The 15062-nt window shown below is 58.6% G+C and carries 12 protein-coding genes; 6 read left to right on the top strand and 6 right to left on the bottom strand.

Features of this window, described 5'->3' with window-relative positions; all coding sequences use genetic code 11:
- The first annotated feature begins 138 nt into the window (after positions 1 to 138).
- Positions 139 to 381, top strand: coding sequence for a PA4570 family protein (locus POR16_RS04015; RefSeq protein WP_005894274.1), 243 nt, complete (start codon positions 139 to 141; stop codon positions 379 to 381).
- Between the two features lie 79 nt (positions 382 to 460).
- Here the strand turns inward: POR16_RS04015 and POR16_RS04010 are convergent, their stop codons facing one another.
- The 5 genes from POR16_RS04010 to POR16_RS03990 form a co-directional block, all read right to left on the bottom strand.
- Complete coding sequence (locus POR16_RS04010; RefSeq protein WP_005894275.1) at positions 461 to 1078, bottom strand: BamJ family beta-barrel-assembly machinery protein; 618 nt, start codon at positions 1076 to 1078, stop codon at positions 461 to 463.
- Positions 1079 to 1231: 153 nt separating this feature from the next.
- Positions 1232 to 1540 (bottom strand): DUF6482 family protein, encoded by a 309-nt coding sequence (locus POR16_RS04005; RefSeq protein WP_005894276.1) that lies wholly within the window; start codon positions 1538 to 1540, stop codon positions 1232 to 1234.
- A 109-nt stretch (positions 1541 to 1649) separates the two neighbouring features.
- A complete protein-coding gene (locus tag POR16_RS04000) occupies positions 1650 to 2138 on the bottom strand; it encodes a TIGR00645 family protein (protein ID WP_003379718.1) in 489 nt (162 codons plus the stop codon).
- Positions 2139 to 2274: 136 nt separating this feature from the next.
- Complete coding sequence (locus tag POR16_RS03995) at positions 2275 to 2604, bottom strand: PA4575 family protein (protein WP_032618620.1); 330 nt, start codon at positions 2602 to 2604, stop codon at positions 2275 to 2277.
- Positions 2605 to 2785: 181 nt separating this feature from the next.
- Positions 2786 to 5221 (bottom strand): Lon protease family protein, encoded by a 2436-nt coding sequence (locus tag POR16_RS03990; RefSeq protein WP_005894279.1) that lies wholly within the window; start codon positions 5219 to 5221, stop codon positions 2786 to 2788.
- A 288-nt stretch (positions 5222 to 5509) separates the two neighbouring features.
- On the opposite strand from POR16_RS03990, the gene POR16_RS03985 reads away from it, so the two are divergent.
- From POR16_RS03985 to POR16_RS03970, 4 genes are all read left to right on the top strand, one after another.
- Positions 5510 to 5998 carry a DUF3015 domain-containing protein gene (locus POR16_RS03985; protein ID WP_002555221.1) on the top strand — a complete coding sequence of 163 codons (489 nt, stop codon included), beginning with the start codon at positions 5510 to 5512 and terminating at the stop codon, positions 5996 to 5998.
- Positions 5999 to 6060: 62 nt separating this feature from the next.
- A complete protein-coding gene (locus POR16_RS03980; RefSeq protein ID WP_122381232.1) occupies positions 6061 to 7914 on the top strand; it encodes an Lnb N-terminal periplasmic domain-containing protein in 1854 nt (617 codons plus the stop codon).
- A gap of 132 nt (positions 7915 to 8046) precedes the next feature.
- Entirely contained in the window at positions 8047 to 8400 is a 354-nt protein-coding gene (locus POR16_RS03975; protein ID WP_005894284.1) for a lipoprotein, read from the top strand.
- Between the two features lie 76 nt (positions 8401 to 8476).
- Positions 8477 to 8974, top strand: coding sequence for a GreA/GreB family elongation factor (locus POR16_RS03970; RefSeq protein WP_122381231.1), 498 nt, complete (start codon positions 8477 to 8479; stop codon positions 8972 to 8974).
- Positions 8975 to 9027: 53 nt separating this feature from the next.
- On the opposite strand, the gene ettA is transcribed toward POR16_RS03970, so the two are convergent.
- Positions 9028 to 10692, bottom strand: coding sequence for an energy-dependent translational throttle protein EttA (gene ettA / locus POR16_RS03965; RefSeq protein ID WP_003399986.1), 1665 nt, complete (start codon positions 10690 to 10692; stop codon positions 9028 to 9030).
- A 379-nt stretch (positions 10693 to 11071) separates the two neighbouring features.
- Here ettA and POR16_RS03960 point away from each other — a divergent pair, with 379 nt between their 5' ends.
- Complete coding sequence (locus POR16_RS03960; RefSeq protein ID WP_042932738.1) at positions 11072 to 14908, top strand: sensor domain-containing protein; 3837 nt, start codon at positions 11072 to 11074, stop codon at positions 14906 to 14908.
- Positions 14909 to 15062: the final 154 nt, after the last annotated feature.

Below are 15062 nucleotides of genomic sequence, written 5' to 3'. Positions count from 1 at the left end.
GACGCTATGCGTCCGATTCTGAAGGGCATTCACTGACCTGCATCAACCATTCAGCGCAAAATGAGAATTAATCTCAATAGTGCCTTGCTATTATCCCGATAAGAATTATTCTCATCTTACTTGCACAGGAGATGAGACATGACTTATTTGATCGATGCTTGGCTGGACCGCCCACACCCTTATCTTAGAATTCTTCATCGGGAGACAGGTGAGGTGTGTGCCGTTCTGGAAGAGGAAGCGCTCGAAGAGCTGCGCGATCAGGGCGATCTGGACGTTTACAGTCTGAGTTCAAGCGAGCCGATGGTGCTGAAGGAACTGGTGAGAAACCTGTTTCTGTTCTGCTATGCAAGGGCGTTGCGCCCGATGGGTGAGTTGCACTGAGCATGAAGCATCAGCACAACTCCGTCGCTGAACGAATCAGCGCGATTCGTTCAGCGACCCTCTGTATCGACCGGGTCGATTACAGAACGTCCAGCAGTTCCACGTCGAATACCAGCACGCTGTGCGGTGCGATGCTGCCAACGCCCTGGGCGCCGTACGCCAGTTCGCTCGGCACGTAGACGCGCCATTTGCTGCCGCTGTTCATGAGCTGCAGCGCCTCGGTCCAGCCTGCGATCACGCCGCTGACCGGAAATTCTGCAGGTTCGCCACGATCATAGGAGCTGTCGAAGACAGTGCCGTCGATCAGCGTGCCGTGGTAGTGAACGCGTACCTGATCTTCGCGGGTCGGCTTGGCGCCGTCGCCTGCGGTCAGGACTTCGAACTGAAGACCCGAAGCCAGAGTAGTCACGCCTTCGCGCTTGGCGTTTTCAGCCAGGTAGGCCTTGCCGGCACCCGCAGCCTGCTCAGCCTTGGCGGCTGCTTCAGCCTGCATGATTTCACGGATAACCTTGAAGCTGGCGGACATTTCTTCCTGACCCACACGGCTTGGCTGACCGCCAAAAGCATCGCGCAAGCCCGCCACGATTGCTTCCAGGTTGACGCCCGGCGGCGGGTTTTCGCGCAACTGGTCGCCCAACTGACGGCCAATACCGTAGCTGACGCGGGTTTCGTCGGTAGACAGATTGACTTCGGACATGACACTGCTCCGCAGAGGGGCACGCAGTCGATAATCGCGTGAAAACTGAACGGCAATCACGCTTTACCCTGATGCGCCCCGAACCAAAAGGCCGAGCAGCCTAGCACAGTTGACCCGGCAGGCCCTACTGCGCCTGCGATTGCCCCTTGGCAATCAGGACCATGAAGAGTGGAAAGAGATTGGCAAGCGCATTTCCGAGCGGTCATTGACCGGCATACCGCACAACTCGTCGTGGACCACGCAATGCACCAGATAAAACGGCACCACCGGAACATCTTTCAGCAATTCGCGTGCGTGTTCCACCGAGCGCAGGTGCAACGTCTTGCCCGCTGGGTCCTTGAGCATCACCGAAGTGCCGTCCATGCGCACATCCAGCAGATAGATACCGCCTTCGATGGAGATCAGGTTCAGCTCCTCGACGCGCCCTGCCTGGGCGTGCGCGGTAAATTCCTGATAATTCATAATCGAACCTCCTGCGCTGCACGTTAAGCATCGGAACGGACGTTTTACCGCATCATCGAGCAACATGCCAGAAACAGGACCTGCCAGGCCGCCTGATACAGCCTGGGCTTCAATGCTTGGTCAGCTTGTCCAGATAGCCCATCGCAAACGCCGAAATAACGAACGTCATGTGGATGATCACGTACCACATCAGGTATTCCGGCTTGATGTTGGTGGCATCCATAAACACCCGCAGCAGGTGAATAGACGAGATAGCCACGATAGAGGCGGCGACCTTCATCTTCAGCGAGGACGAGTCCATCGTGCCCAGCCAGTTGAGCTTCTCCTTGTCTTCGTCGATGTCCAGTTGTGACACGAAGTTTTCGTAACCGGAGATCATCACCATCACCAGCAAGCCCCCTACCAGGGCCATATCGATCAGCGACAGCAGCACCAGAATCAGGTCCGCTTCAGCCAGGGAAAAGATATTGGGGATGACGTGGAAGATTTCCTGGAAGAACTTCAGACACAACGCAAGAAGGCCCAGCGACAGCCCGAAGTAAATCGGGGCCAGCAGCCAGCGCGATGCGTACATGGCATTTTCAAAAAAACGTTCCATTGGTACTCGCAAGGTGTTTTGGAGGGACGGGCGAGTATATCAGCGGTTACACGCCGCTCTGGGCGTGCGACAAAATATCGCACAGCGGCCAGACCCGCACCGTTGAGGAACTGAATACACGGAAGCCGGGAGGAACCTAGAAGGTTGAAGACTTTTGTCGAAGTGCATTATCACTGTTGATGCGCCGTAACTCGGCCTGCATGTGCAAGACCCAGATAGGCACATCGTCGAGGCATTGGTAGCCCTGCACAGAGAGGTTTTCGACAATGGCCGTCAGTACCGACCGGGCGCAGGGCAAGCCCGGAAAAGGACCCTGAAACCTCACTGCAGAAGGCTGTTCTCCAGCCATTCCTGCTGCCAGCAGCACGATCCACTGGGCGTTGTCTCTGGGAAGAGGCCGAATGACGCATTCGATTCGAGTCATCAGCCCCATGCATTCTCGGGTGAGGCAAAGGCTACGCTGCATGATGCGCTCCTGATCAGCGAAATTGTTCATCCTTCTCACAAAGCAGGATGTACGCCAATCCGTCTGGCCACTGCGATTAAGGTGAAAGACTAGAAGAAAAACGCGCCTGCGCAAAACATCCCTGATGAACGGAAGAGTAAGGCACCGGGCGGCATCTGAGCTGCCCGGTATCTGGCGTTTATCAGGCTTTCAGCTCGGGCTGCAACTGAGCAGGCTCTTTCTCCAGTTCTTCCTTGAGGTCTTCGTCGCTGAGCATTTCCGCGATGTCGCGCAAACGCTCCACCACGCGCGCGTTCACGCTGCCCTCCGGAAATTCACCGTTCTCGTCAGGCGTACCGGCGGGCTCGCCGACCAGCAGGCTCAAGGCCTCATCCGCCTGACGCACAGCATAGATATGGAATTGCCCGTCACGCACCGCCTGCACCACACGCTCGTCCAGCATCAGCGTAGTGACGTTGGCGTGCGGGATAATTGCGCCCTGCTCGCCCGTAAGACCACGCGCTTCGCACAGGCGGAAAAAGCCCTCGATCTTCTCGTTGACCCCGCCCACCGCCTGCACTTCGCCGAACTGGTTGATGGAGCCGGTGATCGCGAAGCATTGTTTGAGCGGGGTGCGTGACAACGCGGAAATCAGCGTGCAGGCTTCGCCGAGCGACGCACTGTCGCCATCCACGTAACCGTAGGACTGCTCGAGCGCGATGCTCGCGGAAATCGCCAGCGGGAATTCCTGAGCGTAGCGGCTGCCCAGGTACCCGGTCAGAATCATCACCCCCTTGGAGTGGATCGGCTGGCCGAGGTTGACTTCACGCTCGATGTCGACGATCCCGCTGCCACCCGGGTAAACCGTGGCCGATATACGGGCCGGTACACCGAAGGCGGAATCACCGACTTCCAGCACCGTCAGGCCGTTGCATTTGCCGACAGCCGCACCGTCGGTGTCGATCAGGATCACGCCGGCCATCATGTCATCGAGAATACGTGCCGAGACCCGTCCGGTACGCGTGGCCTTGGCTTTGAGGGCCCGCTCGATATGCCCTGCATCGGTCTTGTCGTCATTGGCCAGTTGGCGAATGAAGTCAGCCTCGCTGACCAACTGGAACAGATCGCCGATGCGCGCAGACAAACGCCCCTGATGCTCGGCCAGTCGAGCGCTATAGGTCGCCAGCCGCGCAACCGCGTCGGCCGTCAATGGCGCCATGCCTTCTTCCGAAGTACGGGTTTTCAGCAACTGGGCGAATTGCTCCAGTGTCTCGTCAACCATGGGGATTTCTTCGTCGAAATCGACCAGCACCCTGAACATCTCCTGGAAGTCAGGATCGAGGTCTTGCAGGGTGTAATACAGCGAGCGCGAACCGATGATGATGATCTTGACGTTCCACGGGATGACCTGCGGCGTCAGGCTCACGGTGGCGACCCGGCCCAACTCACCCAGAGGCGATTCCATCTTCAACTTGCGCGACTGCAGCGTGCGCTTGAGGGCATCCCACACGAAGGGTTCGCCGAGCATTTTCTCTGCTTCAAGAATCAGGAAGCCGCCGTTGGCACGGTGCAGGGCGCCAGGTCGCAACTGGCGATAGGTGGTGTACAACGCGCCCTGATCGGTACTGTATTCAATGCGCCCGAACAGGTTGTCATACGTAGGGTGCTGCTCGAAAACCACCGGCGCACCGCCATTATGGTTATTGCCGACCACCAGGCTCGGGCTGTATTGCTCCTCCAGCAACTTGCGCGCCTGGGCGTCGGTCTTGGCATCGTCGACCAGTTGCTCGACCACTGTTTTCAGCAAGTAAACCTGCATTGCCTGCAAATACGCGCAGACCGCTGCATTTTCGGCGTACTTTTCCGACAGCGGTGCCAATAGCGGCTGCAAGGTCAGGGTGATGGTTTCTTCGTTCAACTGACGCAACTGATTATTGGACTCGCGCTTCCATTGCGGCAGGCTGGCCAATTCTTCATTTAGACGCTCTTCAAGGGCGGAGATGTCTTCATGAAAACGTTCGCGGTCAGCCTCGGGCAACTGTGAAAACTCGGCTTCGTCCAGCGCCTTCCCATCCGCCATCGGGGTGAAGGCGATGTTGGTGCTGTCGCGGTACAGCGCGATGTCTTTCTCCAGAGAAAGGCGCTCGATCACATCCAGCGCACGGTCATAGCGCTGATTGAATGCACGGTCGATCGAGCTTTTCTTCTGCTGGTAGGACGGATGCTCGAACACCGCCGGGAACGTCACCAGCAAATTGTCGATCAGGCCATTGATATCGGCGATGAATGCGTGCGCGCTGCCTGGCGGCAGCTCCAGTGCCTTGGGCTCGCGGGGTTCGTCAAAGTTGTTGACGTAAACCCAGTCCGACGGGGTCTGCATCCGCTTGCCTTCGGCCTTGAGGTAGCGTTTGACGAATGAAAAGCGCCCGGTGCCGGGTTCGCCCATGACAAAAACGTTGTAACCGGGACGCGGCATGGCCACGCCGAACTGCAAGGCTTCTACAGCGCGCTCCTGGCCAAGTACACCGCGAAAGGGTTCAAGCTCGTGGGTAGTCGCAAAGCTGAACTGCTCAGCGGAAAACGGACGGGTCAGCGCGTGGGGCGCTAGGCGTAGGTTGGCTGCGACAGAATCGGGCATCAGTGTTCCTTACATCAGGCAGGGCAGATGTCGGCATTCTGGCGCTCGCCGCATGCGACTTGCAAGGCAGGAAAGAACCCGAGGCCTTGCCCGGCAGGAAGTAATGGTCGGGACGATGCCGAACGCAAGATGAAAAAACAAATTTCAGGTAATAATCTGTGACAGGTCGCGGAACCCTTCGAACCCGCCTACGCTCCAAATTGCACAGGTGGTTGCTGGCAGACCATCTGTCTTGATGTGACGACTCAAGAAACTCGACCCTTGGCTGAACTAAAAAGAGAAAAAGCTATGAAACGGATTCTTCTTGGAACGCTCTTCGCCGCTGTATCCATCAACGCTATGGCACAAGCTCCAGGCGGTCCTGACTGCGGTTGGGGCAACATGTTGTTTGAAGGCCAGCGCGGCACTCCAGCTCACTTCCTGGCTTCGACCACCAACGGCACTTCGGGTAACGCCACGTTCGGCATGACCTCCGGCACCAACGGCTGCTCCACCAATGGCGCACTGACCTACGGTGGTAAATCCTGGCTTGCCATGAATGGCATGATGGACGAACTCTCCAAGGACATGGCGATGGGTCAGGGCGAAGCGCTGACCACCTACGCCGTGGTATTGGGCGTTGCGCCTGAAGACCGCGAGCATTTCGCGGCCGTCACTCACGAACACTTCTCGCAAATCTTCAGCAAGGCCGACGCCACCGCTGAAGACGTTCACACCAACACTGTCAACGTTCTGAAAAACGATCCGACCCTGGCCAAGTACGCTACCCAGGCTTAAAGTCGTTCGCCCGCCTCTCTTTCGTGAGAGGCGGGCTCCTCCTTCCTGACTAGTTGCCCTCTATGCTCAAACGTCTTGTATCGCTGACGCTGTTTGTCTGTGCCCCCTTGTCTGCGGCCCCTCATGCACCCGCCGACCGTTTGCAGCAACTGGCCAACGAGCCATTCTGGATTTCACTGGGCCACTACGAGGCTGGCAAGCTCGGCGGCTGGCGCAGTTACGTGACCGACCCCAAATTCTTCCTCGCCGCCGACGGTGCTCATGACCCGCAGGCAGAGCTGAGCGCAACCCTGGACGCTATTTACGCGCCAGTCACCGATGAGCAGAACCACGCCCAGTGCGTGTACCCGGCCCGAACCCGCTGGCTGCGCGATCAGTTGCACCTGACCGGCCTGCCGACCCCGGAATGCAAGGAGTTCAAGGCTTGGTACAAGGACGTGGCCCCGGACAGCACCGTGCTGATTTTCCCGGCGGCCTACCTCAACAGCCCGTCCTCCATGTTCGGCCACACGCTGCTGCGCATCGACCCGGCCAGCGCGAAAACCAACAACACCACACTGTTGAGCTATGCGATCAACTTCGGTGCCTACATAGAAGGCATGGACAACAGCATTCTGTATGCCTGGAAAGGCTTGGCGGGCGGCTATCCGGGGCTGTTTGCACTGGTCCCTTACCAGGAGAAGCTGTCCGAGTACCGCAGCCTGGAAAACCGCGACTTGTGGGAATACCGGCTGAACCTGACCCCGGAAGAAACCGGGCGCATGGTCGAGCACGTATGGGAACTGAAGCAGATCCGCTTCAGCTACTTTTTCTTCGATGAAAACTGCTCCTATCGTCTGCTGGAATTGCTGCAGGTTGCACGCCCGGGGCTGCATCTGACCGACCAGTTCGAATTGACCGCAATCCCTACCGACACCGTCAAAGCCATCAAGGCCGCCGGGCTGGTCGAAAAAATCGACTATCGCCCGTCCCGCGAGCGCGAACTGCTGAGCCGTGCGGCGCCGCTCGATGCCGACGAACAGCAGTGGGTGTTGAAGGTCAGCGCCGATCAAAAGCAGTTGCAGGATAGCCAGTATATGGCCCAGCCCAAAGAGCGCCGTGCGCTGATTCAGGATGCGGCCTATCGCCTGGAGCGTTATCGCGCCAACGGGCTTGAGCGCGACACACAGCGCTCGCAACGCAGTTTCGAGTTGCTGCAGGCGATCAACCAGAACCCGCCGCCACAACTGGATATCCAGCGTCCCGGTCTGCCGGAAGAAGGCCATGAGTCGCGCACCTGGCAACTGGGCGCCGGTACACGCGGCGACAAAGCTTTTGCCGAGTACGGCCTGCGCATGGCCTACCACGACCTCAACGACAACGCTTACGGCTTCCCGCTGGGCGCACAGATCGAGATACTGCAACTCAAGGTTCGCCAATACGAGGGCAACGACTGGCAGGTTCAGCAACTGGATCTGGCGACCATTCGCTCGCTGACGCCGCGCACCGAGCTGCTCAAGCCGTGGTCATGGCAGGTCACTGGCGGGCTCGAACGGGTGCTCGGCAAGCATGGCGATGAAAACCTCGTCAGCCATGTCAACGGTGGTGGCGGCGGAACCTGGCAACTGGCCGACGAAGTGCTCGGCTTTGCACTGGGTACGGTGCGCGTAGAGCACAACAACGACTTCGCCGAGTTCATCTCCCCCGCTGCCGGCTTCAATACCGGCGTGCTGTGGCGCAACCCGCTTGGCAACCTGAGCCTGGAAGCCAAGGGCGATTATTTCACCAATGGTGAAGTACGCCGCAGCGTCAGCCTCAATCAGCAATGGGAGCTGTCCCGCAACCTGGGCTTGCGCCTCAGCGCACAACGCGAATTCAGCCAGATGAGTTCGCCGCAGAACGAAGTAATGCTTGAAGTGAAGTGGTATCACTACTGACTCGGCTGCTAAAACGCTTTCATCGCGCCTGGGGCGATGAAAGCGTGATCACCTGACACATTCCCTACGTCGCTTTTACAAATAACTCACACATTTGCTTCTAGACTCCTCCAATAAGAAGAGGAAACCATCATGAAGCGGTTTTGGCTGTTGTTGTCGCTGGCCATTGTGCTGGCGGGTTGTCAGTCCACCCGTGACCAGATGCTGGCCGAGGGTTATCCACCCGGTTTTGCCGACGGGTACCAGGACGGTTGTGGCAGCGGCCGTGAAGCGGCAGGCGCCAGCACCGGGCTTTTCAGAAAGAACGTACCTCGTTACCTGAAGGAAAAACTCTACGCCGAAGGCTGGACGGATGGTTTTCGCCAGTGTCAGGCCGCCCAGAACAACCGCGACCGCTTCTACCCCGGGCAGATCCTCAATGATCGTGATCGTGCCTGGGAACAGGAAAAGACCCGCAGCGCCGCCAAGGCCTATCGTCCAAACTGACTCGCGGACAGACTGGAAATCCGACGAAACCAATAACCTGCACGCGTGGCCTAACCTCTATTAGGGAGGACACTTCATGAGTCGCGCTTTTGTAAACGAAGACAACGCTGCCGCCGATGCCGAACAACCGATAGAACGGCTGGTCAGCGAGCAGACCAATTACGTCACCGCACTCGGTCTGCAGCTGTTGCATGAACACGTGAGCACCCTGCAAGCCCAGCACAGTGCGCAAAGTGCCTTGGGAGACGACTTCGACAAACAGCGACTGGCCGACATTGAACGCGATCTGCGTTACTTCAACCAGCGCTTGCAAAGCGCACAGGTGGTCGCGCCCGCGGTCTCGACCGACAAGGTGCAGATTGGCAGTTGGGTGACTTTCGCCGATGAAGACGACAATCGCCAGCGGGTGCATCTGGTCGGGGAAGATCAGGCTGATGCAGCCAACGGGCTCATCAACTGGGGCTCACCACTGGGTCGTGCATTGATTGGCGCCCGCCAGGGTGACGAGGTGGTGTGGCAGCGGCCGGCAGGGGATCTTTCGATTGAAGTGCTGCTGATCGAAACCGAAGAATGACCCTTCAAAACAGCGCCGCTCCCGGTCGGGAGCGGCGCATGCCTGAACGCTGATCAGGCCAGTTTTTTGTGCCGAACGCGGTGCGGTTGAGCCGCTGCTTCGCCCAGACGCTTCTTGCGGTCGGCTTCGTACTCGGTGTAGTTGCCTTCGAAGAAGATCGCCTGTGAGTCGTCTTCGTACGCCAGAATGTGCGTGGCCACGCGGTCCAGGAACCACCGATCGTGAGAGATCACAATGGCAGCGCCCGGGAAGTCGAGCAGCGCTTCCTCCAGCGAACGCAGGGTTTCCACGTCGAGGTCGTTGGACGGTTCGTCGAGCAGCAGGACGTTGCCACCCTCCTTCAGCGTCAACGCCAGGTGCAGACGACCGCGCTCACCACCGGACAGGTCCTTGACGAACTTCTGCTGATCGCCACCCTTGAAGTTGAACCGACCAACGTAGGTACGCGACGGAATTTCGTAGTTGCCGATACGGATCACATCGGAACCGTCGGAAACAGCCTGGAATACCGACTTGCTGCCGTCCAGATCGTCACGGCTCTGGTCGACACAGGCCAGTTGCACGGTCTCGCCGACTTCGATGCTGCCCGAATCCGGCTGTTCCTTGCCCATCAGCATGCGGAACAGGGTCGACTTACCGGCACCGTTACCACCGATAACGCCGACGATGGCGCCTTTAGGCATGCTGAACGACAGGTTGTCGATCAACACGCGGTCGCCGTAACCCTTGGTGACGTTCTTGAATTCGATGACCTTGTCGCCCAGACGCGGACCGGCAGGGATGTAGATCTCGTTGGTCTCGCTGCGCTTCTGGAATTCCTGCGACTGCATTTCTTCGAAGCGTTGCAGACGTGCCTTGGATTTGGACTGGCGCGCCTTGGCGCCCTTGCGGACCCACTCCAGCTCGTCTTTCATGGCCTTTTCATGGGCGGTCTGCTGCTTGGATTCCTGGGCCAGACGATCGGACTTGGCTTCAAGCCAGCCAGAATAGTTGCCCTCATAAGGAATGCCCGCGCCACGGTCAAGTTCCAGAATCCAGCCAGCCACGTTATCCAGGAAGTAACGGTCGTGCGTGATCGCTACCACGGTGCCCGGGAAGTCGTGCAGGAAGTGCTCCAGCCAGGCGACGGAATCGGCGTCCAGGTGGTTGGTCGGTTCGTCGAGCAGCAGCATGTCCGGCGCAGACAAAAGCAGACGGCACAGTGCCACGCGGCGCTTTTCACCACCTGACAGAACCGAAACCTTCGCGTCCCAGGCTGGCAGGCGCAACGCATCGGCCGCCACTTCCAGCTGGCGCTCCAGGTTGTGACCGTCGCTGGCTTGCAGGATGGATTCGAGCTTGGCCTGCTCGGCCGCCAGCTTGTCGAAATCGGCATCCGGCTCGGCGTACTCGGCATACACCTGATCAAGACGCGCCTGCGCATCCTTGATGACGCTGACCGCCTCTTCCACGACTTCACGAACCGTCTTGTTCGGATCAAGTTGCGGCTCTTGTGGCAGATAACCCACATTGAGTTCCGGCATCGGGCGAGCTTCGCCATCAAATTCGGTGTCGACGCCTGCCATGATCTTCAGCAGCGTGGACTTGCCCGAACCGTTAAGGCCCAGCACGCCGATCTTGGCGCCTGGAAAGAAAGACAGAGAAATGTTTTTCAGGATTTCACGCTTCGGCGGCACAACTTTGCTCAGCCGATGCATGGTGTAGACGTATTGAGCCATGGAATGAAAACCTAGCGTCTGTGATGAAGACCGATTTGGGCAACGAGCTTAAAGCTCCGGTCGAAAAAAGCTTTATTTGTCCTTGAAACTTGCCGCCTGACCGTTCCGCGCCTTGAATCAGACAAGGCATAAACAGATTGGGGCAGTGCAGGCAATTATAAAGCCGGGTCGATAGTGCAAAAAGTGGGGTCACTCATGCAGGAGTCTGCGGGTAACGCGCGTTGCGCAAAGCTACCGGAATGCAGGCCGCAGGGCAAACAATCCGCCCCCAAAAGGCTGGCACTCTGCCATAACTAAGGGCATGCTAGCCGCCCCTCGGGCAACCGACCTGTTTACTATAAAGCACCACCGCGTCAGTCCAGCAATCAGGAACAACGATTTGCCCACTACAGCACCTTCGCCGTCACCCAATGTCGCTCCGGAAAGTACGACCAGGCCTCTGCGTGGGTCAGTGAAAGGTGCGCTGGCAGCGTTGGTGCTGGTAATGCTGGCGCTGTTGCTGTGGCAGTTGATCGAGCAGTTCCATCAGACGCAGGAGCGTCAGCGTCAACGTAGTCTGGACTACAGCGTCCAGCTCTCCGACCGATTGAGCCTGAACATGGCGCTCAAGGCGCAGATCGCCATGAACCTGCTGGACGAGGCCCAGGCTTCCGGGGAACTGCTGGGGCAGTCGGCAACGCTGGCGCACCTGCGTACAGCCCTGCCCGCGCTGCGCAGCTTCGCCCGTCTGAACATGAGCGGAGCCGTCGTCAGTGACAGCGCCGAAGCGTCCCGGGACGGAGAATTTCTCAAACAGGCGATGAAACAGGCGCTCGGTCGGCCCTACTTCTATACCAGCACTGACGACAGCACACAGGTTTACGCGCTGATTCGCCAGGGTAGCGACGCCAACGGCTACTACTGGGTATTGCGCATGGCCCCGGAAGCCCTGAAGGATCTGGCAAGCCAGCCAGGTCAGAACTTTCAGTACGCCTGGCGCCTGGAGCAGCGCAAGACCCAAAGGGTGATTCTGCGCGAGCCACTGCCCTCCAACGAGGCGGACAGCGGCCTGTCCGAAACTGTTCTGCTGCAACCGCTCAGCAACAGTGACTGGCAACTGCGGGGCATGTACGATGCCTACAAGGCCCGCAACGATCTGCTGACGCCATTGATAGGTAAATGCCTGATCGGCCTGCTGCTGTCGATTCTGCCGCTGATCGCACTGATCAGCCTGCGCAGGCGTCAGCGCCAGATGATGCAAAGCCGTCGCCGTTACCGAGACATCTTCGAAGGCGCAGGTGTCGCGATCTGTGTGATGGACATGTCCGGCCTTCAGGAGCAACTCGAGGCGCTTCAGGTCAGCACTGGCGAAGACTTCGAGGTTCTGCTCAAAAGTCAGCCTGCGTCGCTGAAACGGCTGTTACAGCAGTTGCGCATCAATGAAGTCAATGAAGTGGCTCTGGGCCTGCTGGAAATAGAGAGCAGCGAACAGGCCTGGCAGCAATTGATCGAAGGCGAACCGCGTTTCCGCCGCGGCATCGGCGTCCAGGTGATTCATGCTGTACTCGCCAGACAATCGCGGCTGGAGCTGGAAATATGCCTGCCCCGCGCCAGCGGCGAGGATCAGCATCTCTGGCTGGTCATGCGCCTGCCCGAAGCTCGCAGTGACTTCGATGCAGTAATTCTCAGTATCGGCGACATCACCAGCCGCAAACAGGTAGAGCTGTCGCTGCAGGATCGCGAAAGCTTCTGGTCCGATGTGGTCCGGACCGTGCCGGATCACCTGTACGTTCAGGACGTACTCAGCCAGCGTATGATCTACAGCAACCATCATTTTGGCCACACGCTGGGGTACAGCGCGCCGGAACTACGCGCCATGGGCGAGTTTTTCTGGGAGGTCCTGTTACATCCGGAGGACGCCAAAAGCTATCAGGACATGCGACTGCGTCAACGCCATCATGGCCATAACGAGCTGCTGCAAAGCGTATTGCGCTTTCGCGATAGCCAGAACAACTGGCGTAGTTTCGATGTGCGCGAGCAGGCATTGGCCTGGGACTCAGAGCATCGGGTCACGCGCATCATCGGCATTGCCAAGGACATCACCGAGCAGGTGGCATCCAGCCAGTCGCTGCGTGACAGCGAACAGCGTTATCGCATGCTCGCCGAAAGCATCAGCGACGTGATCTTTTCCACAGATGGCCTGCTGGACATCAACTACGTAAGCCCTTCCGTAGAACGTGCCCTGGGCTACAGCGCCGACTGGATTGTCCAGAATGGCTGGTCGGCAGTACTGGCCAACCGTCAGCAACTGGCTGGCTTCGACGCCCTGATGAGCAGGATCGGCAAGGTACTCAAAAAACCTCGGGAACTGGCCAGGCTGCGTGATGAAGTGACCACCCGGATGTTTGTGTTCGACTGCCTGCGCGCCGACGGTCGCAAGATCCCGGTGGAGCTGCGCGTCGTGCTGGTATGGGATGAGCACGGTCACTTCGAGGGTATCTTCGGCGTCGGCAGGGACATCAGCCAACAGCGCCGCGCCGAGAAGGACCTGCGCATGGCCGCCACGGTATTCGAACATTCGACATCGGCAATCCTCATCACCGACCCGGCGGGCTATATCGTCCAGGCCAACGAAGCCTTCACCCGCGTCAGCGGCTATGAGGTGGCTCAGGTACTCGATCAGTTGCCCGGCATGCTCACTGTAGAGACCGAGCAGGAAGCGCAAATGCGCCATATCCTCAAGCAGTTGGACGGTCGCGGCACCTGGGAGGGTGAGATCCGGCTGAGAAGACGTAACGGTGAACATTATCCGGCCTGGGTCGGTATAACGGCCGTTGTCGATGATGAAGGCGACCTGGCGAGTTACGTGTGTTTTTTCAGTGATATCAGCGAACGCAAGGCCAGTGAGGACCGTATCCATCGTCTGGCCTATTACGATGCACTGACCCATCTGCCCAATCGCACGCTCTTTCAGGACCGGCTGCATTCAGCGCTGCAGCAGGCCGAACGCCAGAAGGCGTGGGTGGTGCTGATGTTCCTCGACCTTGACCGTTTCAAGCCGATCAATGATTCCCTGGGCCACGCCGCAGGCGACCGGATGCTTCAGGAAATGGCCACCCGTCTGCTTGCCTGTGTAGACATTGATGACACCGTCGCACGCATGGGCGGCGATGAGTTCACGTTGCTGCTGCAACCGGCAATCACTCGCGAAGCTGCGCTGAACCGCGCCATTCATGTTGCAGAGCGGATCCTGACCAGCCTGGTGACTCCGTTTGTGCTTGAAGGCCGGGAGTTTTTCGTGACCGCGAGTATCGGCATCGCGCTCAGCCCACAGGACGGCAATGAGCTGAGCCAACTGATGAAGAACGCCGACACGGCGATGTACCACGCCAAAGAGTGCGGCAAGAACAACTTCCAGTTCTATCAGGCGGACATGAACGCGACGGCGCTTGAACGCCTGGAACTGGAAAGCGATCTGCGTCACGCGCTGGAACAACAGGAATTCACCCTTTATTACCAGCCGCAGTTCAGTGGCGATGGCAAACGTCTGACCGGCGCAGAAGCTTTGCTGCGCTGGCGTCATCCACGCCGCGGGCTGGTCCCGCCGAACGACTTCATCCCGGTGCTCGAAGAGCTCGGGCTGGTCGTCGAAGTCGGCGACTGGGTACTCGCTGAGGCCTGTCGGCAGCTCAAGCACTGGCATCAGGCCCGGGTGCGAGTCCCCAAAGTGTCAGTCAACATCTCGGCGCGACAGTTTTCGGACGGCCAGCTCGGCAAACGTATTGCCGGCATTCTGGAGCAGACGGGGCTGTCACCCGCCTGCCTGGAGCTGGAGTTGACCGAGAGCATCCTGATGCGCGAAGTCGAGGAAGCGATGCACATCCTTGATGGCCTGAAAAACCTCGGGTTGAGCATCGCTGTGGACGATTTCGGCACAGGCTATTCATCACTGAATTACCTCAAGCAGTTCCCGATCGACGTTCTGAAGATCGACCGCACCTTCGTGGACGGCCTGCCGTCAGGCGAGCAGGACGCCCAGATCGCCCGCGCCATTATTGCAATGGCCCACAGCCTCAACCTCTCGGTCATCGCCGAGGGCGTGGAAACCCACGAGCAACTGGAATTCCTGCGCCAGCACGGCTGCGACGAAGTTCAGGGCTACCTCTTCGGCCGCCCGATGCCTCCTGGCCAGTTCGAAGCGCAATTTAGCAATGACGCGTTGTTCATGCTCGATTAGCAGGCTGTCTTGCCAGGCGCACGTTCGAATAATCCCGCCACCATCGTACATTTGAACGATAGCCGAAACCCTGAATATGGGTAGACTTGAGCCACTGCCTCGCACAGCGTTCACGTGCGATTGCTCTACCCATAACAATGAACACAAGGGGGTA

Origin of the sequence: Pseudomonas coronafaciens pv. oryzae str. 1_6 (assembly GCF_000156995.2) — a bacterium.
In the GTDB taxonomy this organism is placed as follows: Bacteria; Pseudomonadota; Gammaproteobacteria; order Pseudomonadales; family Pseudomonadaceae; genus Aquipseudomonas; species Aquipseudomonas tremae.
Note: the sequence above shows the minus strand (reverse complement) of the source record. Positions and strands in the feature narration are given on the sequence as shown.